Annotated in this window: 21 protein-coding genes; 12 read left to right on the top strand and 9 right to left on the bottom strand. The window is 67.5% G+C overall.

Going from position 1 to position 22,438, the window contains the following annotated elements; genetic code table 11:
• Positions 1-65 precede the first annotated feature (65 nt).
• Together AB4Y94_RS12490 and AB4Y94_RS12495 are read left to right on the top strand one after the other, a co-directional pair.
• Positions 66-1,058: a glycosyltransferase family 2 protein gene (locus AB4Y94_RS12490; RefSeq protein WP_441728150.1), complete on the top strand. Its 993-nt coding sequence runs from the start codon at positions 66-68 to the stop codon at positions 1,056-1,058.
• Positions 1,059-1,164: 106 nt separating this feature from the next.
• Positions 1,165-1,740: a hypothetical protein gene (locus tag AB4Y94_RS12495; RefSeq protein WP_441728151.1), complete on the top strand. Its 576-nt coding sequence runs from the start codon at positions 1,165-1,167 to the stop codon at positions 1,738-1,740.
• 46 nt (positions 1,741-1,786) lie between these two features.
• Here the strand turns inward: AB4Y94_RS12495 and AB4Y94_RS12500 are convergent, their stop codons facing one another.
• The 7 genes from AB4Y94_RS12500 to AB4Y94_RS12530 form a co-directional block, all read right to left on the bottom strand.
• On the bottom strand, positions 1,787-3,085 hold the full coding sequence (locus AB4Y94_RS12500; protein ID WP_441728152.1) for an O-antigen ligase family protein: 1,299 nt from the start codon (positions 3,083-3,085) through the stop codon (positions 1,787-1,789).
• Positions 3,086-3,105: 20 nt separating this feature from the next.
• Positions 3,106-4,443 carry an O-antigen ligase family protein gene (locus tag AB4Y94_RS12505; RefSeq protein ID WP_441728153.1) on the bottom strand — a complete coding sequence of 446 codons (1,338 nt, stop codon included), beginning with the start codon at positions 4,441-4,443 and terminating at the stop codon, positions 3,106-3,108.
• Positions 4,444-4,448: 5 nt separating this feature from the next.
• Positions 4,449-4,811 carry a PRC-barrel domain-containing protein gene (locus tag AB4Y94_RS12510; RefSeq protein ID WP_441728154.1) on the bottom strand — a complete coding sequence of 121 codons (363 nt, stop codon included), beginning with the start codon at positions 4,809-4,811 and terminating at the stop codon, positions 4,449-4,451.
• Entirely contained in the window at positions 4,798-5,283 is a 486-nt protein-coding gene (locus tag AB4Y94_RS12515) for a hypothetical protein (protein WP_441728155.1), read from the bottom strand. The genes AB4Y94_RS12510 and AB4Y94_RS12515 overlap by 14 nt, the downstream gene beginning before the upstream one ends.
• Positions 5,280-6,509, bottom strand: a complete 1,230-nt coding sequence (locus AB4Y94_RS12520; protein ID WP_441728156.1) for an Nramp family divalent metal transporter — start codon at positions 6,507-6,509, stop codon at positions 5,280-5,282. Before AB4Y94_RS12520 ends, AB4Y94_RS12515 begins: the two co-directional genes overlap by 4 nt.
• Positions 6,506-6,955, bottom strand: a complete 450-nt coding sequence (locus AB4Y94_RS12525) for a hypothetical protein (protein WP_441728157.1) — start codon at positions 6,953-6,955, stop codon at positions 6,506-6,508. The genes AB4Y94_RS12520 and AB4Y94_RS12525 overlap by 4 nt, the downstream gene beginning before the upstream one ends.
• An 80-nt stretch (positions 6,956-7,035) precedes the next feature.
• Entirely contained in the window at positions 7,036-8,214 is a 1,179-nt protein-coding gene (locus AB4Y94_RS12530) for an acyl-CoA dehydrogenase family protein (protein WP_441728158.1), read from the bottom strand.
• A 124-nt stretch (positions 8,215-8,338) separates the two neighbouring features.
• Here AB4Y94_RS12530 and manA point away from each other — a divergent pair, with 124 nt between their 5' ends.
• Both manA and AB4Y94_RS12540 read left to right on the top strand, forming a co-directional pair.
• The gene (manA, locus tag AB4Y94_RS12535; protein ID WP_441728159.1) at positions 8,339-9,709 is read left to right on the top strand and encodes a mannose-6-phosphate isomerase, class I; all 1,371 of its coding nucleotides are present in this window, start codon (positions 8,339-8,341) and stop codon (positions 9,707-9,709) included.
• A 349-nt stretch (positions 9,710-10,058) separates the two neighbouring features.
• Positions 10,059-10,823, top strand: coding sequence for a hypothetical protein (locus AB4Y94_RS12540; protein WP_441728160.1), 765 nt, complete (start codon positions 10,059-10,061; stop codon positions 10,821-10,823).
• Positions 10,824-10,833: 10 nt separating this feature from the next.
• On the opposite strand, the gene AB4Y94_RS12545 is transcribed toward AB4Y94_RS12540, so the two are convergent.
• The gene (locus tag AB4Y94_RS12545; RefSeq protein ID WP_441728161.1) at positions 10,834-11,793 is read right to left on the bottom strand and encodes a GlxA family transcriptional regulator; all 960 of its coding nucleotides are present in this window, start codon (positions 11,791-11,793) and stop codon (positions 10,834-10,836) included.
• An 84-nt stretch (positions 11,794-11,877) separates the two neighbouring features.
• Here AB4Y94_RS12545 and AB4Y94_RS12550 point away from each other — a divergent pair, with 84 nt between their 5' ends.
• The 6 genes from AB4Y94_RS12550 (at position 11,878) to AB4Y94_RS12575 (ending at position 19,401) form a co-directional block, all read left to right on the top strand.
• A complete protein-coding gene (locus tag AB4Y94_RS12550) occupies positions 11,878-12,036 on the top strand; it encodes a hypothetical protein (RefSeq protein ID WP_441728162.1) in 159 nt (52 codons plus the stop codon).
• A gap of 106 nt (positions 12,037-12,142) precedes the next feature.
• Positions 12,143-13,108, top strand: coding sequence for a UDP-glucose 4-epimerase GalE (gene galE / locus AB4Y94_RS12555; protein ID WP_441728163.1), 966 nt, complete (start codon positions 12,143-12,145; stop codon positions 13,106-13,108).
• 204 nt (positions 13,109-13,312) lie between these two features.
• A complete protein-coding gene (locus AB4Y94_RS12560; protein WP_441728176.1) occupies positions 13,313-13,633 on the top strand; it encodes a WhiB family transcriptional regulator in 321 nt (106 codons plus the stop codon).
• 105 nt (positions 13,634-13,738) lie between these two features.
• Positions 13,739-16,969 (top strand): glycosyltransferase, encoded by a 3,231-nt coding sequence (locus tag AB4Y94_RS12565; RefSeq protein WP_441728164.1) that lies wholly within the window; start codon positions 13,739-13,741, stop codon positions 16,967-16,969.
• Positions 16,959-18,416: a DUF5719 family protein gene (locus AB4Y94_RS12570; protein ID WP_441728165.1), complete on the top strand. Its 1,458-nt coding sequence runs from the start codon at positions 16,959-16,961 to the stop codon at positions 18,414-18,416. The genes AB4Y94_RS12565 and AB4Y94_RS12570 overlap by 11 nt, the downstream gene beginning before the upstream one ends.
• A gap of 478 nt (positions 18,417-18,894) precedes the next feature.
• Positions 18,895-19,401, top strand: a complete 507-nt coding sequence (locus tag AB4Y94_RS12575) for a hypothetical protein (protein WP_441728166.1) — start codon at positions 18,895-18,897, stop codon at positions 19,399-19,401.
• 60 nt (positions 19,402-19,461) lie between these two features.
• Here AB4Y94_RS12575 and AB4Y94_RS12580 read toward each other — a convergent pair whose 3' ends face one another.
• On the bottom strand, positions 19,462-19,908 hold the full coding sequence (locus AB4Y94_RS12580) for a metallopeptidase family protein (RefSeq protein WP_441728167.1): 447 nt from the start codon (positions 19,906-19,908) through the stop codon (positions 19,462-19,464).
• A 45-nt stretch (positions 19,909-19,953) separates the two neighbouring features.
• Between AB4Y94_RS12580 and AB4Y94_RS12585 the strand changes: the two genes are divergently transcribed.
• Both AB4Y94_RS12585 and ahcY read left to right on the top strand, forming a co-directional pair.
• The gene (locus AB4Y94_RS12585) at positions 19,954-20,187 is read left to right on the top strand and encodes a DUF3499 family protein (RefSeq protein WP_441728168.1); all 234 of its coding nucleotides are present in this window, start codon (positions 19,954-19,956) and stop codon (positions 20,185-20,187) included.
• Between the two features lie 70 nt (positions 20,188-20,257).
• The gene (gene ahcY / locus AB4Y94_RS12590) at positions 20,258-21,745 is read left to right on the top strand and encodes an adenosylhomocysteinase (protein ID WP_441728169.1); all 1,488 of its coding nucleotides are present in this window, start codon (positions 20,258-20,260) and stop codon (positions 21,743-21,745) included.
• Positions 21,746-22,438: the final 693 nt, after the last annotated feature.

Raw genomic sequence — 22,438 nt, forward strand, 5'->3', positions numbered from 1 at the left:
TCTCAGACAGCGATGTCCGGCATGGTCCTCGGTGTGCTGTCCGTTGGACAGAGGCGCGACTCGCGATGTCACAGGTAACGTCAGTGGCGCTGTGCACGTACAACGGCGCAGCATTCATTCAGGAACAGATCCGCAGCATCCTGCAGCAGACACTTGTTCCAGATGAGATTGTCATCTCCGACGACGGCTCGTCTGACGGCACTCTCGACCTTGTCGCCGACACGATCGAGGAGTTTCAAGCCGAAAACCGCGCTTGTGCCGTGATGCCGCGCATCCTTCGGAACGCTGAACCGCTCGGTGTCACGAGAAACTTCGAGCAAGCGCTGACCGCATGCAACGGCGATTTGATTGCACTGAGCGATCAGGACGATCTTTGGCACCCACAACGCTTCGAACGAATGGTCGCTGAGTTCGGGCGTCGACCGAATTTATTGCTTCTCAGCTCCGACGCGCGCCTCGTTGACGCGAAGGGGAAGCCCACCGGACTAACCCTTCTCGCCACACTTGGCGTATCGAGGTCAGACGAAGATTCGGTGCACCAGGGACGTGCTCTCGATGCCCTGCTTCGCCGCAATATCGTCACCGGAGCAACAACCATGGTGCGTCGCAATCTGGTCGAGCGCGCTGTCCCGTTTCCCGAATCTTGGGTGCACGACGAGTGGCTGGCGATGGTCGGGGCAGTGACGGGGGAGGTCGATCTGCTTGCCGAGGCGCTCATCGATTATCGGCAACACGGCGGAAATCAGATCGGCGCCTCAAGCCTTGACGCCGCAGGCAAGCTGGGACGACTGCGCGCGCCTCGTTCGGCGCGCAATCGACGACTGCTTGCTCGAGCCGAAGCATTACAGGAGCGCGCGCGCGATTTCCGGCCTGTCGTGTCGCCGGGAACACTTGCCAAGATCGACGCCAAGGTCGCACATGATCAAATGCGCAATATGCTGCCCGCTGCCCGGCTCCTGCGCGTCCGACCGATCCTGCAGGAGTGGCGAACCGGAGCCTACAACCGCTACGGCTTGGGCCTTCAGGATGTGCTGCGTGACCTAGTGCAGCCGGTCTGACTTACCGGTTTGGAGCGCCCGGTTCACCCGGCCGCGTGCCGCCAACGAGACTTCACAAGCGTCCCCCTGGACTTCACGCACGGCTGGGCGAGGTGAAGGATGACGAATGCGAGTATTCGTAGGGCTAGCACTTCCACTACTCATCGCTGTAGCGCTGACAGGCTGCGCCGGTCAGGCGGAAGAGCCGCTCCCGGCTGGGCGGTCGCCGGTGGTGTCTTCGACCGATGAACCAGTCACGCCGACGCCGACCGCCTCGGCGGATCCGACGCCCGATGCGACGTCTGCCTCTTCCGCCGACCCCGCCCTCTACTCGCAGTTCACGCAATCCGCGGAGACGGGCGTCGACTTTCGCACCCCCAGCGGAAATATCGGGTGCGGAATTTACAAGTACTCCTCCGACGCCGAGGTGTTCTGGGGTTGCGCTCTCAAGGAGTTCGACTTCCCGCTTCCACAGCGGGGGGATGCGAACGACCCGTGTCCAGCTGAAGTTCACTACACCGGCGGGATTGAAAGCATAGGCCAGGCGAAGCCCAAACCGAGTTGCCGCAACGATGCGCCGTTCATCGGCGCTTTCGACGGCGAGGTACGGGTCCTGCCCTATGGCGAATCCTTGAGCCTGACCGGAGTCACATGCACGTCACGTGAGTCGGGTGTTACGTGTGTCGCCGATTCGGGGCGCTGATTCACACTCTCGCGATCCGTCAACGAAATCTTCTGACTGCGTCGGGTCAGGTCACGTCTACGCGGGGGCTCCGGGGCAGCGCGCTCCGCCAGCTCATGCCCTGCGCGGCCTTGACCGAGCAGACCAGCAGCAGCATCCAGCCGAACTCCGCCAGCACGGTGCTCTCCGCGGCGGAGACCACGAGCAAGACCACAAGCACCAGGGCCGGCCAGACGAACACGACCGGGCGTTTGTTCGACGCCAACAGCCAGGATCGCACGAAGGCGAGCCCGAACAGCACGACGAAGGCGATGAAACCGATCAGGCCGATCTGAAAGTAGACGTCGAGGAATGCGTTCAGCCCGGTGTCGTGCGGTCTGCGGGTGACGAACTCCAGCCATCCGTAGGGGGTGACGGTTTGCGGCCAGAGACCGGCCCAGCCCCAGCCCTCCAGCGGATGCAGTCCCACCAACCGCCACATCTCGCGCCACAGCGTGACGCGCACCTCGAACTCGCTGCCCGCGTTGAGGTACTCCACGATGCGGGCCCGGGCGATCCATCCGCCAATGCCGGCGACGATGGTGGCGCCCAGGAGGCCGATCTGCAGCATCCATCGGCCTTCGACCGGGGTTCGGCGCAGCGTGTACAGCGCGAGGGCCGCGATGGCCACCACGAGTGAGGCGACGATGATGACGGGGGAGCGGGTGAGCACCAGGCAGATCGCGGCGAGCCAGAGGGAGCCGACGCCGAGGCCTCGCACCACGGAGCGCGCCCGCAGCTCCACGATGAAGGTGATTGCGGCGATCAGGGCGACCAGGGCGAGCGTGTTCCGGGAGCCGAAGATGCCCTGGATCGGGCCGAGACTGGCGATGTTGCCTTCGATCCCGAGGAACTCGATCGGGAGGTCGAGCAGCAGCCCGGAGAGCACCTCGAGCACGATCGACACCCCGAGCAGGACCCGCAGTACGTCGCCGACGGCGCGCACGATCTGGATGGTGTCGCGCACCAGACCCACATAGAGGGCGAGGAAGGCGAACCCCAGCTGGTAGGCGACGCCGCCGACGGAGATCCAGTTGTAGCCGCTCCAGAACACCGAGATGGCGCTCCAGCCGATGAACACGATGATCGAGATCGGCAGTAGGCCGTGCCATTCGATACCGGCGCGGCGGGCGTACATCGAGAGCGTGCACAGCACTGCGATACCCGCGATGACGCCGATCAGCCCCGGCCAGCCGATCAGGCTGCGAATCAGGTTGGTGGAGAACGCGGTAGCGATGGCAACCAGGGTCAGCGCCGACGCGAACCGCGGCGACTCGAAGAAGTGCCGAACGAGGTCGGGCAGCGGGGCGTTCGGACGCGCATTCATGTGGTTCCCACGGTACCGGGTTACGGCATCGTGGCCATGGTCGCCTGCTGCCGTTTCGTCGTGACGGCCAGCACCACCAGCAGCACCCAGCCGTATTCGATCAGCAGCCGGCTCTCGGCCAGGCTCTGCGCCAGCAGCGCCGCCATGAGCAGCAGGGGGAGGAGGGTGGACGCGGGGTAGGTCACCGGAGCGCGCTCGATCACCGCGACGGGCTCGATCGGCGGCGCCATCGCCGACACCGGCCGGTCGACGGCCAGGAACCAGGACCGCCACAGTGTCGACAGCACCAGGGCGGCGAAGGCGACCACGCCGATCACTCCGAGCTGGAGCCACACGTCCAGCCACGCGTTGTGCGCCTGCAGGTACTCGACGCCCTTGCGCACCGCCAGCCCGTCGAAGGGCTCAACGAACGGGTTCCAGTAGCTCACCCACCCCCACCCGAACGCGGACCGCTGGCTGGCCAGCTGCACCACCGCGCCCCAGATGTCGAAGCGGCCGGTCAGATCGTCGCTCTTGCCGAGCAGGCTCAGCAGCCACGGGGCGAACAGGGCCAGCGCGGCGATCACTGCGGCAACGGATGCCGCCGCCACCGCGTAAACGGTGCGTCGCCGGTCGGGTCCGCGGTGCCGCGCCCACAGCGCGAACAGGAACACCACGGCGACCGCCGCCGCCGCCACCGTGACCGTGGCGGACCGGGTGAGCCCCAGCATCCCCGCGGCGAGAACCAGCCAGCCGATGCCCCAGCCGCGCTTGACCGTTCCGGCCGTGAGCTGCACGGCGAAGACGATGACCGCAAGCAGCGCCAGGAATCCGAGCAGGTTGCGATTGGCGACGATGCCTTCGATCGGTCCGCCGGTCAGCAGCAGCCCCCGCGACCAGTAGAAGGCGGCCGGGATCTTCTCCAGGTCGTAGGAGACCCAGAACGGCAGGATGGCGTGGCGGATGAACACCGCCACGATGAGCTCGAACAGGAGTGAGAGGCCGAGCGCCCAGCGCAGAGCGGCTCCGAGAGCGCGGAGCAACTCGTGCCAGGTGAGGCTCAGGGCGAGGAACAGGGCTGCGATCGTGGTGATCCACTGCAGGCCGACGCCGAGGGCGCTCCAGCCAGGGTAGAACGACCAGGCGATGGAGAGGGTGGCCAGCACCAGGAAGACGCCGAGCGACTTCGGGAACTTCCGCCACATCCAGTCCGGCTTGAGTCGGGCCAGGCCGATGAGGCTGCCGACCACGACGACGAGCGCGATCGCTCCGAATCCCCACCAACCGAGGAGATTCCGCCAGAACTGTCCGGCCAGCACCGTGAACAGAACGAGCGTCGCAAACGTGCGAATGACGAAGCGGCTGCGGACGGGTGGCATAGCTCTCAGGATAGTGGCGTGGTTCCCACGTGCCGGGCGGGCATGCGGGCGTCGAACCGGCGATAGCCGGGCCGCAACTGCACCTGGTCCCTGTCGACCACCGCCACCGCTTCCCACGTCACATAGAAGGTGCCCCGGTGCAGCCAATTCACGATCGCGTTGATGATCGCCGGGGCGTTCACCTCGGCGCGTTCGTAGCCGAGGTAGGAGCGGCGGCTCCGGGGGCTCACCACCAGGCCGTCGAGCCGGGCGTCGGCGAGCAGTTGGCCGGGGGCGCCGTCGATGACGAAGCGCAGGTCGAGCACGGTGCCGAGCCGAGTGCCGTCGGCGTCGACCACTGGGCGTCCGAGCAGGTCACTCAGGATCATGGCGGCCTCCCGGGATGCGTCCGATCACCTTGTCGCGCACCCAACGCTCGGTCCAGGTGAGGTCGAGCGAGTCGCCGTCCACACCGAGGGTCACCACGGTGTCGATGTCGGCGATGTGCGACCAGCGGATGCGCTCCCACCGCGATTCCGGCGGCCGGCCCCCGAAAATGCGGGTCGCCAGCACCGGTCCGGTGAGGAGCGCGCAGATCGTCGGCGCCGGGGAGCCGGGTTCGATCGGCTCGTCGAAGTCGATGCCGGTGATCTCGATGTCGTCGACCGTGGTCACCGGCACATCGTTGCGGTCGAGCACCTGCCGGTCGAGCAGGTGCAGCTGGGCGTCCAGCACGAGCCCGGCCACGGGGGGCGGCGCCTCGAGCAGGGTGGGTTCGACACGGCTGGAGGCAGTGCGGGTGGCGGCGGTGCCGGCGGCCTTGTTGCTCGACGCGGGGTTGCGGCTGGTATTCATACTCATGCTCCTGCTCCTGTGATGATCATGAGGGGGATCGCCGTGACTGCCGCGACGACGATGATGACGAGGTAGACCATGCCCATGGCGTTGGTCGCCCGCCCGTTCACGTGTTTGCCCATGTATTGCGGGTCGTTGGAGACGATCAGGATCGGCAGGTAGGTCAGGGGAAGCGCGATCGCCGAGAACACCACCGAGTATTCGGTGATGAGGATCGGATCAGCGCCGGTCATGAGCACCCCGACCCCGATGACGAGGCAGATGATCATCGACAGGTGGAACCGGGCGGCCTCCGCCGGACGACGGAACTTGCCCCAGGACCAGCCGAAGTACTGGGCGAGCGTGTACCCGCTCGACAATGTTGTTTCCAGGGCCGCGCCGAAGGTCGCGGCGAGGATCCCGACGATCACGAACGCGAGGGCGACCTTTCCGCCCGCCTCCGCGACCGGCAGCGCCACCTGGGACAGCGAGGTCACATTGATCGACTTCGGCAGCAGCACGATTGTCGCGCAGGCCGCGATCGCGATCGACAGCAGGCCGCCGAGCGGGAAACCGACGAGCACGTTGATCCGCGACTGGCCGAGGTCCTTCGCGGTCCATTTCTCTTCGATCGCGCCGGAGGAGAAGAAGAACACCTCGTACGGGGTCATCGCCGCGCCGAAGAGGGCGATCGCGTAGTACCAGTAGGTTGTCGGCTGTTCCTTGGCCGGCACTGTCGGTTGGATGGCCTGCTGGGCGAGGTCGCTCCAGTTCGGTCCGAGCATGAAGACCGCGACGGCGAAGACGATCAGGGTGAGACCGAGGAGCCCGGTCACGTTCTCCAGGATCTTGAATTTCGCCCGCCAGATCACGATCCAGACGGCGAAGGCGGCGATCGGCATCCAGAGCATCGGTTCGACGCTGGTAGCCAGTTGCATGGCGAGGGCGATGCCGCCGATTTCGGCAGTCAGGGTCATCAGGTTGATGAAGAACGACGCCCCCAGGTTCGCGAGGCCTGCGCGGGGGCCGATCCGCTCCCGGATGATCTCGAATGTCGCCCGGCCGCTCACGGCGGCGACCCGCCCGGACATGTTGGCGAACAAACAGATGCCGGCGACGCCGACGAGCACCACCCAGACCAGGCTGAGGCCGAATCGTGAGCCGACCACAGCGTTGGTGACCAGGTCGCCGATGTCGACGAACCCGCCGATGGCGGTCAGGATGCCGAGGGCGACCCCGAACAGGCGCTTCACTGGGTCTGCTCCGAGCGTTGTTCTGCCTGTTTCACCTGCGCGGTGAGCTTTTTCCCGACGGACTTGAGCGTGGCCGTCGGGGTGGCGAGGTTCCGACCGGCCGAGAGCGAGTCTGAGGCGTCATTGACGGCATCCGTTGCGGCACGGATCAGCGTGAGCGCCGACTGGCGGTTACGGGCTTCCGATGGGGAGGCCGCGGACAGTTCGCTGACCGTTGTGCCCTCCGCGACCAGCTCGGTCCTGGCGTCGTCGAGCGTCGTGGCGGTCACCGCGTCAGTGGCGCGGTCGTCGCCGTGCAAGGTGAGGCCGAGCGTGGCCGACTGCACGGCGGAGTTAGACGCGCGGATCGCGGAGTCCACTTGGTCCCCGGTCGACGCGCACCCGGCCAGGAGCAGGGCGATGACGAGTGAACCGAAGAGGGCGACGGAGCGTCGCGAATGCGCCATAACTGTGACGGTAGCGCCGGTTCTCTCGCTCGACAAGGAGCGATGGTGACGCCCGAACGCGGGTCAGAACGCGAAGACGCTCAGACGAATGCGGCCGTGCCCGTGATGGACCGGCCAACGATCAGAGTGTTCATCTCCTGGGTGCCCTCGTAGGAGTAGATGGCCTCCGCGTCAGCGAAGAACCGGGCTACGTCGTAGTCGAGGGTGATCCCGTTGCCGCCGAACAGTTCACGGCACCAGCTGACGGTCTCCCGCATCTTGGTCGTCGTGAACGACTTCGCGAGGGCGGAGTGTTCATCGCGCTGGGTGCCCTCGTCGAGCATCTGCGACACCCGCACGACCATGCCGATCGACGCGGTGATGTTGCCGAGACTCTTGACCAGGAGGTCCTGCACCAGCTGGTGGCCGCCGATCTCCTTGCCGAACTGCACCCGCTCCTTGGAGTAGGCGACGGCCGCGTCGTACGCGCCGATCGCGTTCCCGACGGCCGCCCACGACACCTCGGCGCGGGTCTGCCGGAGCACCTTGGCGGTGTCCTTGAAGGAGTTCGCGTTCTGCAGCCGCAGGCTCTCCGGCACCACCACGTTCTCGAGCGTGATGTCGGCGTTCTGGACCGAACGCAGGCTGATCTTGTTCTCGATCGGGGTGGCGGTGTAGCCGGCCGTGTCGGTCGGGACGATGAATCCCTTCACTTGACCGTCAGCGGCATCCTTCGCCCAGACGATCACGATGTCGGAGAAGGTGGCGTTGCCGATCCAGCGCTTGGAGCCGTTCAGCACCCAGTTGTCGCCGTCGCGGGTGGCGACGGTGCGGAGGCCCTGCGCCGAGTCGGAGCCCGACAGTGGCTCGGTGAGTGCGAACGCCCCGACCACGTCGCCACTCGCCAGCCTGGGCAACCACTCGTCGCGTTGCTCCTGCGAGCCGGTGATGGAGATGCTGCCCATGGCCAGCCCGTTCTGCACGCCGACGAAGGTGGCGACGGATGCGTCCACCCGCGCCAGTTCCAGGGCCACGAAACCGCGGAACACGGCGGAATTCTCGAACGAGCGGGTCTCCGGCCAGGCGAACGAGTATGCGCCGAGTTGGGCCAGCGGCTTCACGATCTCAGCGGGGAATTCGGCGCGTTCCCAGCATCCGTTCACGATCGGCCGAACGTCGGACTCGAGGTAGGCGCGGATGTCGGAGAGCGCCGACTGTTCCCGGTCCGTCAGCAGGCTCTGGTATCCGTAGAAGTCGCTGCCGAGTATCTCGAAGGTCATTGTCGCTCCATTACAGACGGCGACCGCCCACTCGGGCGGCCAGTGTCCGTCAGCCTAAGGCTGCACGCCGGCCGGCTCAAAGCGATTGGTAGTTTGGTCTAAACCGCGAGAGCAGGAGCGCAGCATGTTTGTGGGCATCACCAATACACCGCGGGACTATGCCTGGGGTTCACACACCGCGATCGCTTCGCTACTCGGAACGCCACCGTCCGGAAAGCCGGAGGCCGAGTTGTGGCTCGGGGCGCACGCCGGATCGCCGTCCCGGATCCTCGACCCGTCAGCCGTCGGCGGCGCCTCGGACGTGGCGTCGTGGATCGCCTCCTCTCCCGGCGCCGCGCTGGGTGCGGGCTGGTCGCAGCCCGGGTCGCTCTTCGCCGATGCCGGCGCGCCGCGGTTGCCGTTCCTGCTGAAGATCCTCGCCGCCGGGAGCCCGCTCTCGCTGCAGGCCCACCCGACGCCAGCGCAGGCCCGCGAGGGGTTCCAGCTGGAGAACGAGGCGGGCGTGCCGCTGGACGCCGCGGACCGCAATTATAAGGACCCGTTCCACAAGCCCGAGCTGATCTACGCGCTGAGCGAGAACTTCGAGGCCCTGTGCGGTTTCCGGGCTCTGTCCTCGGTGCGCTCGCTGCTTGAGGAACTGCGGGTGTTGGACGCCACCATGGATGACCCGCAGCCGGCCGCGCTTGATGCGCTCGAGAGCCGGCTTTCCAGTCCTGACCCGCTCCGCGACGCCGTCGACTGGTTGCTCCGCGACGGGCGGGGTGAGGACAGCGGCGAGGTGTCGTGGCTGGTGGAACGCGTGACGGCGCTCGCCGCGCAAGCCGCGTTCCTGGCGTCCGGCGGGGCCCAGGTGGACTTCCAGAGGGAGCTCGCGACGGTGCAGTCGCTGGCCTCCGTCTATCCCGGTGACCCCGGCATCGTGATCTCGCTGCTCCTGAACCGGGTGTCGCTTCGGCGCGGCGAGGTGCTGTACCTGCCGGCCGGGAACATCCACGCCTACCTCTCCGGGCTCGGGGTGGAACTGATGGCAGCGTCGGACAACGTGCTGCGTGGGGGGCTCACCCCGAAGCACATCGACGTCGACGAGCTGCTGGAGGTGCTGAACTTCGAGCCGGTCCCGGTGCCATACCTCGAGCCCGTGCCGGAGTCGTCTCCGGGAGTGGCCGTGTACCGGCCGGACGTGCCGGATTTCGAGCTGGTGCACCTCGAGGCCACGCCATCGGCACCGAGCGTGGTCCCGGCTTCGGCACCGACCGCGGTTTCGGCATCGGCTCCGGCGGGGGGCTCGACCGGGCCGCAGCCGGCGGTGCCGATGCGCCAAGTCACCCTGGCCGGACCGGGGATCGCCATTTGCACGGCCGGCGGGTTCCTGGTGGCCGGTGCGACGTCATCCGTTTCCCTGAAACGCGGCCAGGCGGTCTACATCACGCCCGACGAGGGCACGCTCACCTTCGCCGGCGCCGGCGAGGTCTTCCTGGCCACCACAGCCGCCTGATCAAGCCCTCCCCGGCCGATGCGGCTCGCTTTTCCGCCTCAACCGCTGGGGTGCTGCCCCCTGGCCTGCATAACTCCTGCTATTCGACGGCGCCCTCACCAGACTCCGCATCATTCCGCCGAAGTCCGCTGCAATGCTCAGCGAATCGCAGGAGTTATGACCGCGGGAGGACGAAGACCCGGGGCTGACTCCGGAGATTCCCGTCGCGGGGCCGCGGCGCCCCACGGGGTGGCCCGGAATTCCGGGTGGATCCTGTTGCGGTGGCAGCATTCTCCTTAACTGGCCACCGAATCGCTGGAGGACGACGCTGAACATAGACGCGCGGCGCGCCACCGAGCAGACTGACCAGATGAGCGCACACCGAAAACCCGGACTGGGGTTGCTGTGGATGGTCGGACTGTCCCTGGTGCTCGCCGGATGCACCAGTGTGGGGCCAGATCAGGGTTCCAGTGCGACGCCGACCGCCGCCTCGACTGCGTCGACGCCCACGTCCTCGGCCCCACCCACCGGCCCATCCGCCGGGTGCGCCGCGAACGGCGGGAGTATCCCGAGCGGCTCGGATGTCGCGACCATCGATGATGTCGACGGCGACGGCCGGCCCGACACCGAGTTCTACGCCGAGTCCCCGCAATTCGAGTACGGCATCCAGACCGCGTCGGGCGCGACAATCGTGCTGAGGGACGACCTCGCCGGCCCGGGAAGGCACAGCGGCTGGTCCGCGCCCCTCGAGACCGAGGTGGTGATCACGGTGCTCGACGACAGCCGCACTGCCACCCTGCACGCCTTCGTCGACTGCGCCTTCGTCACCACGAAGGGAGTGGACGGCGAACCCTACCGCTTCCTACTGAACGGGTTCGGCGACACGGGCACCGGCGTCTCCTGCGCCACTGACAACGGTGGCCGCCAGTTGCTCGGCCTGCTCGCCAGCCGTGGTGACGACAACCTCTACGACATCACGCAGACCCTGGTGGACGTATCGAAGGACGGCGCCGAGGCGGTGAACGGCGGCTCCTCACAGGTGGCGACGGGCCTGCCCGCTGATGACGCGCGGGTTACCGCCGCGATGGAGTCCCGATGCGGCGACGTCCCGAAGGTTGCAACCAGCGGACGATAGGCGGGAACGTTCAGCTGGCGACGCGCTGGCTGCCGAACGTGCGGCGGTACGCGGTCGGCGTGGTCTGCAACACCTTGATGAAGTGGTGCCGCATTACCGCTGCCCCGCCGAAGCCGGTATCACTCGCGATCTCCTCAAGGCCCCGGTCGGTCTCCTCGAGCAGCTGCTGCGCTCGCAGCAGGCGCTGCCGGTTGAGCCACGCGGTCGGCGTCGTCCCGAGCTCGGCGCGGAACCGGCGGGCGAAGGTGCGCGACGACATCAGCGATTGGCGCGCCAGCTGGTCCACCGTCAGTTCCTGCTCGAGGTTCTTCAGCATCCACTCCGTCACGGCCGCGAAGGAGTCACTCTGGCATTCGACCACCGGTGACTGGATGAACTGCGACTGGCCGCCGTCGCGCTGCGGGGGAACGACCATCCGCTTGGCGATGTTGTTCGCCGCAGCGGCGCCGAGTTCCTTGCGCACGATGTGCAGGGCGGCGTCAATGCCGGCCGCGGTACCGGCGCCGGTGACAACCCTGCGGTCCTCGACGAAGAGCACGTCGGGGTCAACGGTCGTCCGCGGGTATGCCTGGGCGAGGTCGTCCGTGTACATCCAGTGCGTCGTGCTGCGCCGGCCGTCCAGGATGCCCGCCGCTCCCAGCACGAACGCCCCACTGCACACGCTGAGCACCCAGGCGCCGCGCGCCTCCGCCTCGCGCACCACGCGGAGGACCTCCGGGTGGATGTCCGTACCGGCCAGGTAAGCCGGGATCGCGATCAGGTCGGCGTCGTCAGCGGATGCGAGATCTTCCGTCACGATGATGTCGAAGCCGAGTTTGGTGCGAACCGGCCCGGGTTCCGCCGCGGTGACGTGGAAGTCGAAGCTCGGGCCGCCCTGTTCGCTCCGGTCGATGCCGAAGACCTCGCAGAGCACCCCGAATTCGAACGGCGCCATGCCGGGGAGGGTGACGCAGACGACCTTGTTGAGCATGTCCCGCTCCTTTGGCAGAAATATGTCGATCAGTGGCAATCCTGCCACTCGCGGCAGGAAATCGCAATACATAGAATTTCTGCCATGGTACTCATCTTGATAGTCATCGCCGCGTTGGTGCTCTGGGGTGTGCTGGCGTCAATCCTCAAGTTGAAGGACGACGGTTACGGTCGCCCGGAGATCCGAGAGCGCAACCGGGGTCCTGAGGCGTTCAGTCCCGGCCGCGGCCAGCTCATCGGCTGATCACCACCGGCCCTCTCTGACGCCCCGCTAGTGTTGGATTCGAAGCGGCGACAGGAGTCTGCCGCACGCAGCGCGCGAGCGCTCGAGCAACCAGCGAGGGTGTCACATGGCTTGGCTTGTCACCGGGGGGGCCGGCTACATCGGGTCCCACGTAGTTCGTGCGTTCCGGGCTGAGGGAATCGACGTCGTCGTGGTCGACGATCTGTCCAGTGGTCACCGGAGCTTCGTACCCGACGGCGTTCCGTTCGCGCGCGGCACCATCCTTGACGGCGAGCTGCTCACGACCACGCTCAGCAAGCACTCCATCACCGGGGTGGTGCACGTTGCCGGATACAAGTACGCCGGTGTCTCGGTTCAGCGCCCGCTGCACACCTACGAGCAGAACGTCACCGCAACGGCTGTCCTGCTGGCCGCGATGCAGCAGACCGGCGTGACCAACATGGTGTTCTCGTCGAGCGCCGCCGTGTACGGCACCCCGCACACCGACCTGGTCACCGAGGACACCCCGAAGAGCCCGGAATCGCCCTACGGCGAGTCCAAGCTGATCGGGGAGTGGCTGCTGCGCGACCAGTCCGTGGCCGCCGGGCTCAGGCACACCAGTCTCCGCTACTTCAACGTGGTCGGCTCCGGCGCTGCCGATCTTCGTGACACCAGCCCGCACAACCTGTTCCCACGTGTCTTCGACGCCCTGGTCGATGGCCGCGTCCCGCGCATCAACGGTGATGATTACGCCACCCCCGACGGCACCTGCGTGCGCGACTACATCCACGTCGCGGACCTGGCCGCCTCCCACGTCGCTGCCGCCCGGCGCCTCGACGCCGGCCAGCCCATCGAACCGGTTTACAACCTCGGCTCCGGCCTGGGCGTTTCGGTGAGGCAGATCATGGACACGGTCGCCCGCGTCTCCGGGATCGACTTCGAACCGGAGATCGGCCCGCGCCGACCGGGTGACCCGGATCGCATCGTTGCGTCCGGCGAGCTCGCCGCGCGCGACCTCGACTGGCGGATGCGACACAGCCTCGAGGACATGGTGCGGAGCGCCTGGGAGTCGCGGCAGGCGGCATCCGCCTGAATCTGATTCAAGGCGGGCGAACCAGGCGCCGTCCGTGCCGCCTGTTCGCCCACAGCCAGAATCGTTAGAGGCCCCCGGCGCGTCGAAACCCTCCAGCGAATATTGAGAGTTTATGATTTGCGACTTGACGCGAGGGAACTACACCGGTGTAATTAGTCAGTGACGCGCAAACCTTGGGCGTTGGCACAATGGGTGGGAGACGATATGGCTATACCTGAGTATCGTTCCGGGGTACCCGATGACTGGTTCATCGATCCTGTTCGTTTGGGAGTTCCGGGAGTTCGCAAAGAAGCGACCGAAGACAACCCGCTGGCGTGGCAGTCGGATTCCCTCTGCGCACAGACGGACCCCGAGGCTTTCTTCCCCGAAAAAGGCGGGTCGACCCGCGACGCCAAGAAGATCTGTGCCTCATGCGAGGTCAGGGCGCAGTGCCTCGAGTACGCGCTGGCCAACGACGAACGCTTCGGCATCTGGGGCGGCCTCTCCGAACGCGAACGCCGCAAACTTCGAAAGCGCGCCGGCTAACTTCCCGCCTTTCCCCACCCGGCCGCGCCATTTCGCGCACCGATTTCGGGCGCGCCCCTGTCATTGAGCGGTGTCGGGCGTTACCCGACCTAGGCTGTCCCCGTTATGCAACCGAGAGTCACCGCCATCCTTGTCGCCCGTAATGGCGCGAAACACCTTGAGCGAACTCTCGAGGCGCTGAAATCCCAGACCCGCCCGCCGGACATCGTGATCACTGTTGACTGCGGGTCAACGGATGCGACGGCCGCGATGCTCGCCGCTTTCGGTCCCACGCAGTTCATCGCCGCCGACGCCGACCTCACATTCGGCCAGGCGATCAACGCCGCGGTCCGCGTCACAGCCCCGCCGCAGGATGACAACGAGATGCTCTGGCTGCTGGCCCAGGACGCCGCGCCGGAGCCCACCGCGCTGGCCACCCTGCTCGGCGAACTCGAAATCGCACCCTCGGTCGCGGTCGCCGGTCCCAAGATCATGGAGTGGGACGCCTCCGATTACATCCACGAATTCGGTCATTCGATCACTCCCTTCGGCACGACGGTGACCCTGGTGGAGAGCGAGCTCGACCAGGGCCAGCACGACGACCTGAGCGACGTGCTCGCGGTGAGCGCCGCCGGCATGCTGGTGCGGCACACGGTGTGGGAGCAGCTGGCCGGTTTCGACCCTGCCCTCCCGGTCGTCGACGACTCGCTGGATTTCTGCATCCGGGTGCGGCTGGCCGGCTACCGGGTTTCGGTCGCGCCGTCGGCCAGGGTCACCTCTGCCGGTGACGGCGTCGCCGGGCTCAACGGATCATCCCGTGGCAAGTGGCGGCGCCGCCGGCTGCGGGTCATCCGCACCGCGCAGTTGCACCGCCGGATGGTCTACGCGCCGGCTGCCGCGGTCCCGTTCCACTGGCTCTCGCTGGTGCCGTTGGCGTTCCTCCGCTCCATCTGGCAACTCCTGCGCAAGGAACCGGGGGCCATCCTCGGCGAATTCGCCGCCGCCCTCGCCGTCGCCTTCAACGGGATGCGCGTTGGCGCAGCCCGCAAGCAGTTCGCGGCCACCCGGAAGCTCGGCTGGGGATCGATCGCGACGCTGCGGATCACCGCTGCCGAAGTGAGGCGACGGCACGCGCTCCGCCGCGAAGCGAGCCTGGCCGGCATCCGCGGCGCGCGCCCGGAGATCCGCTTCTTCTCCGGTGGGGGCGCCTGGACCGTGCTCGCCGCCGCTGTGCTGGGCGTCGGGATCCTCGCCCCGCTGCTCGGTGCCCAGACCCTCAGCGGTGGGGGACTCCTCCCGCTCGATGATTCCCCGGCCGAACTCTGGCAGACCATGCTCTACGGCTGGCGCGACACCGGCCTCGGCTTCGTCGGCGCCGCCGACCCGTTCGCCGCAGTGCTCGCGGTGCTCGGCTCGCTCACCTTCTGGGCGCCGTCCTTCGCCTTGGTGCTCCTCTACTTCGCCGCCCTTCCGCTGGCTGCCTTCGGTGCCTGGATGGCCGCCACCCGACTGACCGACCGCGGCGGGCTCCGCGCGATCGTGGCTATCCTCTGGGTGCTGGCGCCACCATTCCTGAGCGCCATCGCCGCCGGCCGTCCGTCCGCCGTGCTGGTGCACCTGCTGCTGCCGTGGCTGTTCTTCGCGGGGTACTCGGCGGCGCGCTCGTGGTCGGCATCGGCATCCGCTGCCCTGCTGTTCGCTGCGATCGTCGCCTGTGCGCCCTCGCTGGCCCCCGCGCTTGTGGCGGGCTGGCTGATCTGCGTGGTCGTCAGCGGGCGCAGCATCATGCGGTTCATCGGCATCCCGATCCCGGCGCTGGTCCTGGCCGCGCCGCTCATCATCGACCAGGGCATGCGCGGCAACTGGCTCGCTCTCCTGGCCGACCCCGGCGCACCCGTGTTCGACCCGCCCGCCTCGTTCTGGCAGCTGCTGCTCGGCTTCCCGACCGGCGAGCTGGGCGGGTGGCTGCCGATTCTCACCGCCCTCGGTGTACCGACAGTCAACGCTGTGATCGTCGTGCCGTTCCTGCTGGCGCTCTTGGCCGTGCCGGCCGTGGTTTCGCTCTTCCTTCCCGGAGCCCGCAGCGCCGCCTTCGCTCTCGTGGCCGCGCTGTTCGGCCTCGCCACGGCGCTCGCGGCGACCCACCTCTTCCTCAGTTCCGTCGGCAGCCAGACCGCGAGCGTCTGGGCGGGTTCCGGGCTCAGCCTGTACTGGATGGGCATCATCGGGGCCGCACTGTTCGCGTTCCGGAACGCCCGCAGCTACGCGCTGGTGCCGGCTATTGCCGCCGCGGTCGGTGCGCTCATCGTCGCCGCGCCGCTGGCCGCGTCGATGGCGCTCGGCACATCAGTGGTCGCCAAGGGCGGGGAGCGCTCGCTGCCCGCTTTCGTCACGGCGGAAGCGGCGACGACGAGCCGAGTCGGCACCCTCGAGATCGTGCCGCAGCCAGACGGTGGGATTCGCGCGACCGTCGTGCGCGGACCCGGGGTCACGCTGGACGACCAGTCGACCCTCGGCGCCACCGACACCACGCTCTCTGCCGCCGAAAAGGAGCTGGCCACCCTCGCCGGGAACCTCGTCTCCCGCAGCGGACTCGACGCGACAGGGCAGCTGGCGAAGTTCGGCATCCGTTTCGTGGTGCTGCGTCCACCGGATGTCGTGACCACCGGCCCCGGGGCCGCCGCGCCGGTCAGTCCCGACGCGGCCGACGCGATGCTCCGCGCCACCACGGCCCTGGACGGCAATGCGGCCCTCGCCCCGGTGGGGGACACCGACTTCGGACGGCTCTGGCAGCATGAGGCGACAGCGGATGCCGCGGGCGCCGGACAAATCCCGCCGAACGCCGGGGAACCGTTCCGCCTGTTCTCCCTGCTGGCCCTCGTTCTGGTGTTCGGTGCGACTGTGCTGCTCTCAATCCCGACCGGTGCGAACCGTGAAGCCGTGCGCCTGGCGAACCGCGAGGCCATCCGACGCGCCGCCAGGGAGAAGAAGCGCGCTGCCCGGGCTGGCGCGGCGGATGCTGCCGCGGCCTCCGCTCCTGCGGCAACTGCTCCGACGGCCGGGGACGCTTCTGCTGACGCTTCCGCCGACGCTTCCGCCTCCGCCCCCGCCTCCGCCCCCGCCACTGAGGTACGTATAACGCACCTTCCCGACGCCAACGAAGGTGCGTTATACGTACCTCACGGGGAGGGAGCCGACGCACCTGCCGGCGACACGGCATCCACTGGCCCGAGCAGCCAGAACAGCCCGGCCAGCACCGACACGGCCAGCACCGACACGGCCAGCACCGACACGGCCAGCACCGACGCCGACGACACGATCCACCACACGATCAAGGACGAGACCAATGCCCACTAAGCGCGGAGTTGCCATCCTGGGCGCGCGCGCCGCCGCCGGCCTCGTCGGACTCGCCGTGATCGCGGCCGCCGTCAGTGCCGGCGCTGTGGTGGACTGGCCAACCGTCCAGAAGACGCCGCCATCCGCTGTCATCGACCCGCAGCCCGGCCAGCAGCAGCGCGTCTGCGCTGGTCCGCTGCTGACGCTGGCCGAGGACTCGAGCCAGGCATCCGCTGCGACATCGGTCGGCTCGGCGGTAAGCGTTTTCGGGGCCAGGGCGTCCGCAAACGACACGAAGGACATCCGCCCGGAGGTCACCGACCTCAATGCCGTCGATAACGCCGATGCCGGCAGCGACGGCACCCCGCAACTGCTGAGTGTGCCGGTCGAACCCGGGGCTTCCGCTGCACCGCTGGTCGCCGGCAGCCAATCCCAGACCGCTGCCGGGGAGACCATCGCCGGGTTCGCCGCCTCGGCTTGCGCCGAAGCTGTCAGCGACAGCTGGCTGGTCGGCGGGTCCACCGACATCGGCCACACCAGCCTTGTCTTGCTGAGCAACCCGAGCACCGTGCTCGCGACCGTCAACCTGACCGTGTACAGCGAGACCGGCCGCATCGACGCGCCCGGGTCGACGGGGATCCTGGTGCAGCCGGGCACCCAGCGGATCGTCTCGCTCGCCGGCCTCGCACCGAACCTCAAGTCACCGATCGTGCATGTCGAGGCGCGCGGCGGGCAAGTCGCGGCGTCGCTCGAGCAGAGCGTGATCCACGGCATCCAGCCCAGTGGCGTCGAGATGATCGGGCCGACCAGCCCGGCCGCGCTCGAGCAGACGATCCCCGGCGTCATCATCACGCCGCCGCCGGCGGGTTCGGTGGCATCCGCCGATGACGAGTTCACCGACGAGAGTTCCACCGTGCGGGTGATGGTGCCCGGGACCGAGCACGCCACCGTGCAGGTGGGGCTGATCAGCGAAGACGGCACCGCCGGCGGAACATCGCTCAAGGTCAATCTGGAACCGGGTGTCGCCACCGAGGTGCCACTCGACAGCCTCGCCCCGGGCAGCTTCACCGTGCGGCTCACCGCCGACAAGCCGATCGTCGCCGCCGCCCGCACGTCCACCGCGGGCACCACCGGCAAGGACTTCGCCTGGTTCGCCGCCTCCGGCACCCTCACCGACAGCTTCATGGTCGCCGTGGCGGACGGCCCGTCGCCCAGCCTGCATCTCTACAACGCGGGCCAAGCGGATGCCGACCTCACGGTCACCGACGTCGCCGGTGTGTCAGTGCGACTGACGGTTCCGTCCGGCGAGTCGATCATCGCGCCGTTTGCGCCGTCCGGGCGCTACATCGTCACCGGCGCGAAGCACATCGTCGCGTCGGTCGGATACACCGGGGACGGCCAGTTGTCGTCCTTCCCGGTGAGTCCGGCCGGGCCTCTGGCCACGCCGATCAGGGTCTACGCGCACTAACCCCTCGAGGCGCACCGGCTGCACCCTCTTCTCGGCTGCCTTCCCTCTTCCGCCTTCCCTCCCCTTCCATTCCCTCGCGCCGCTTTCTTTTCCCTCGCGCTGAGGATTTGTCCACGCGCGGCTGGCATGCCATGCGCGCGTGGACAAAACCGCAGCGCGAAGGAAGCCGCGCCACGTTCTGGCACGCGAGCGGATGCCGTCGGCCGCCCTAGGTGCATCCGCTCACCTCCCGTGTGCGCCAAAACAGCACGAATCGGCGCTCGGTGCACCAAAACATCACCGATCGAGCCGTTGGCGGCCCGGCATGATGTTTTCGTGCCGGGATACCAGCTCTCAGGAGGCCGTTCGTCGCGCATCCGAGCGGATGCCGTCGGCCGCCTCGTGCGCATCGGCTCACCCGCCACCGCCACCCGCCACCCGCCACCGCCACCCGCCACAGCCGCCGCCGCACCGAGTCCCCGGCGATACCCTGTAGTACGTGAACACAGCGAGCTCCCACGCGGCAGCCGGCAACGAGATACCGGCCCCGACCGGGCCCCGGTCGACGGTTCCCGGCGTTATCGTCGCGTTCGGCGGGGTCGTCCTCGCTGCCTGGGTCGTCGGCGGACGCCACCTCTTCGGCATCGGCGGCGACCTGACCCCGGTGTTCGCCTTCACCCTCGGCCTGGTGCTGGTCGTACTGCACCTTTTCATCGGACTCGCCCTCGTGCGCACCGCCCACCGCGGCCGCCCGACCCGGCCCGCCACCATCGCGACCCTTGCCGTCGCGTGGGCCTGTGGCATCCTGCTGGGGTTCACCATTCCCGACATCACGGCGACCGGGCTGCAGACCATCCTCAGCAGCCTCACCTCATCCGAGAGCCTCGACCTCGTGGTCGGCCTCTCGAACCCGCTCGGCATCATCATGCTCGCCATGTCGGTTGCCGCCCTCGTGCTTGCAACCGGCGACGCCAGCGGGCGATGGCAACGAGGCAGCGAAGACTGAACCCGACCGGCAGCGCCTGACGCCGGGGCCGGCGGAGCGGCATCCGCTTGAAACCGCAGCCTAGAAGTGCCGGAAGCGCTCCGGCGCGAGGTCCCACGGGTCCTTGCCCAGCAACTCCGCGACCGCGCGGAACACACAACTCTCGATCACCATGCGCTGGTGCAGCTCGTCGTCGCGGTGCAGGCGGCTCAGCCGCTGGATCGGGAGACGGTAGAACATCACCCGCCGGGCCGCGGCGTTGACGGCCCATCGCTCCACCCCGACACCGGGGACGACGGCGTGCGGGCCCGCGGCGATTTCGAAGCTCACGTCTCCCAGCTCATCCGGCCACACCCCGCGCAGATATTCGACCGTCGAGGCGACAGTCATGTCGAACAGGTCGATCCGGGTGCGCAACGGCGGAAGGTAGGGACCGGTCGCAGAACTACGGATGCCGCGGCCGTGGCGGTCGTGTCCCCGCCCGCGCTGCAGGGGCGCCGGAGCAGCGGAACGACGTGACCTGGGCATGTCGCCATCCTACTTCCGCTGCCGGTGAGGGTACTCTGAAAGGCGATGTCAAACAGGCCGTGTTCCCGAATCACCTGCCCGGACCCGGCCGTGGCCACGCTCACCTATGTGTACGCCGATTCCATGGCTGTCCTGGGCCCGCTCTCGGCTACCCACGAGCCGCACACCTATGACCTGTGCGAGCGGCACGCCCAGCGCACCTCCGCACCGAAGGGGTGGCAGGTCGTGCGGCACAAGGTGATGGGCGACCTCTTCGACGAGGCCGGCTCCGGCGCCTAAGCCCGGCACCTGCGCGCGCCCCCGTGAGGCTGACCCTCCGTCTTGGGGGGCGGAATGCTTAGATAGTCGCATGACTGTCGTCTCACCGCCCACGTCCACCGTTCCGTCCTACAAGGTCGCCGACCTGTCCCTCGCCGAGGAGGGCCGCCACCAGCTGCGCCTCGCCGAGAACGAGATGCCCGGACTCATGGCTCTCCGCGCCGAGTTCGGCGAGTCGAAGCCCCTCGCCAACGCCCGCATCGCCGGCTCGCTGCACATGACAGTGCAGACCGCGGTGCTGATCGAAACCCTTGTCGCCCTGGGCGCACAGGTGCGCTGGGCCAGCTGCAACATTTTTTCCACCCAGAACGAAGCGGCCGCCGCGATCGTGGTCGGCCCCAACGGCACACCCGAGCAGCCGGCCGGGGTTCCGGTGTTCGCCTGGAAGGGCGAGACGCTCGAGGAGTACTGGTGGTGCACCGAGCAGATCTTCGACTGGAGCGTCGAGGCCGCCGCCGCGGGGGAGACCTGGGCCGGCCCGAACATGATCCTCGACGACGGTGGCGACGCCACCATGCTGGTGCACAAGGGACGCGAGTTCGAGCAGGCCCGCGCCGTCCCCGCCGCCACGGATGCCGACAGTCACGAATACGCGGTCGTGCTCGACACCCTGCGCCGCTCGCTCGACCTCTCCGAGGACCGGTGGACCCGTATCGCCAGTGAGATCAAGGGCGTCACGGAGGAGACCACGACCGGCGTGCACCGGCTGTACGAGCTCGCCGCCGCGGGGCAGCTGCTGTTCCCGGCGATAAACGTCAACGACTCGGTGACCAAGTCCAAGTTCGACAACAAGTACGGCATCCGTCACTCACTGCCTGACGGACTGAACCGGGCAACGGATGTGCTGATCGGCGGAAAGGTCGTCTTCGTCGCAGGTTACGGTGACGTCGGCAAGGGAGCCGCCGAGGCCCTGCGCGGCCAGGGCGCACGGGTGATCGTGAGCGAGATCGACCCGATCAACGCGCTGCAGGCCGCGATGGACGGCTTCCAGGTCGCGCGCATCGAGTCGGTGGTCGACCAGGTCGACATCTTCGTCAGCGGCACCGGAAACTTCAACGTCATCACGACGGAGCACATGCTTGGTATGAAGCACCTCGCGATCGTGGCGAATGTCGGCCACTTCGACAATGAGATCGACATGGCCGGACTGGAGTCCCTCGAGGGTGCGGTGAGGGTGCAGATCAAGCCGCAGGTGCACGAGTGGCGGCTGCCGACTGGGCGCAGCATCCTGGTGCTCTCCGAAGGGCGACTGATGAACCTCGGTAACGCCACCGGACATCCGTCGTTCGTGATGAGCAACTCCTTCACGAACCAGGTGCTCGCGCAGATCGAGCTGTACTGCTACCCGGAGCAGTACCCGATCGGCGTGTACGTGCTGCCCAAGCATCTGGACGAGAAGGTGGCGCGGCTGCACCTCGACGCTCTGGGGGTCGAGCTGACCACGCTGACGCCGGAGCAGTCCGCATACATCGGCGTACCCGTCGACGGTCCGTACAAGGTCGACCACTACCGCTACTGATCCGCCCGGTTGCCCATCCCGCTGAAACCGGGGTTGTCGTCGATGCCGCCTGCGGTGGGGCGGCGACAGCCCCGGTTTCGCGGGGTGAAGAGCGTGACACGCCCGGGCTGCACGCGCAATTTGCGGGCCCCCCGGAATCCGCGTAATGTCATCTCTCGTCACCCCACAGGTGCGGGAAAGCCGAAGAGCTTCCCGGCCTCAAGCGGGACCAAATCCTAAGCTGAAAAGCAAACAATTCCTCTTGTAGGAAGCTGCTTTGACGCCTACGATTAAAAATCCTCCCACAGGACTGTTTGCCGGTTCGAGTGGCGTGGTTCGGGCATGTGTTCAACACCGTCCGGATGGCGCGAAACGCTCGATTTGACAGGCGAAAGGCCAGTGGGTAAGGTAGAGAAGTTGCCCCGGAGCGACAGCCGTAAGGCCTGAAGTCGGGTGCGTCCGATCCTTGAGAACTCAACAGCGTGCACAATGTCAAATGCCAAAAACCTCGTTCGTAGGGCTCCTTTCTAGGGGGTACCGCGTATGAGATTCCTTTGGAAAACAATTAAACAACAAAGCAAGTCAGTAATGATTTGTTCTGTCAGTTTCAAACTTGTGTCTGGTTCGCCTATTCCGGCGGCTGGGCACTCTAGATGTGCCGGTCACTTCGGTGGTCGTGCAATCAAACATTTACGGAGAGTTTGATCCTGGCTC

It is taken from the genome of Glaciibacter sp. 2TAF33 (genome assembly GCF_052114945.1).
In the GTDB taxonomy this organism is placed as follows: domain Bacteria; phylum Actinomycetota; class Actinomycetes; order Actinomycetales; family Microbacteriaceae; genus Cryobacterium.